The organism is Streptomyces sp. NPDC101132 (genome assembly GCF_044759225.1).
In the GTDB taxonomy this organism is placed as follows: Bacteria; Actinomycetota; Actinomycetes; order Streptomycetales; family Streptomycetaceae; genus Streptomyces.
The window spans coordinates 80,917-81,543 of sequence record NZ_JBIVYX010000003.1; the positions used below are offsets into that span (position 1 = coordinate 80,917).

General features: G+C 73.5%; 1 protein-coding gene. It reads right to left on the reverse strand.

What is annotated here, in order from left to right:
* On the reverse strand, positions 1 to 627 hold a 627-nt coding region (locus ACIQUR_RS07960; protein ID WP_403660095.1), incomplete at both ends, for a hypothetical protein.

Below are 627 nucleotides of genomic sequence, written 5' to 3' on the forward strand. Positions count from 1 at the left end.
CCGGCGGGTCCGCAGGGTCCGGCTGGTCCTCAGGGTGAGCGTGGTGAGGCCGGTCCGGTGGGGCCTGAGGGTGCGGTGGGTGCGAAGGGTGACACCGGAGTTCAGGGTCCCGCGGGGCCGAAGGGTGACACCGGAGTTCAGGGGCCCAAGGGCGACGAGGGCGATGTGGGTCAGACCGGTGCCCAGGGCCCGAGGGGCGAGCGCGGCGAGGCGGGTCCCGCGGGTCCTGCTGGTCCTGCGGGGCCGAAGGGTGACACCGGAGTTCAGGGGCTCAAGGGCGACAAGGGCGACAAGGGTGATGTGGGCCAGACCGGTGCCCAGGGCCCGGCGGGCGATAAGGGTGACCCGGGTGAGGTGGGGCCGGCGGGTCCGCAGGGTCCGGCTGGTCCTCAGGGTGAGCGTGGTGAGGCCGGTCCGGTGGGGCCTGAGGGTGCGGTGGGTGCGAAGGGTGACACGGGTGCTCAGGGTCTGAAGGGTGACCCGGGTGAGGCAGGTCCGGTTGGTCTTCAGGGCCCGGCGGGCGACAAGGGTGACACCGGCGCGCAGGGTCCCAAGGGCGACAAGGGCGATGTGGGTCAGACCGGTGCTCAGGGCCTGAAGGGCGAGCGTGGCGAGGCGGGTCCCGCG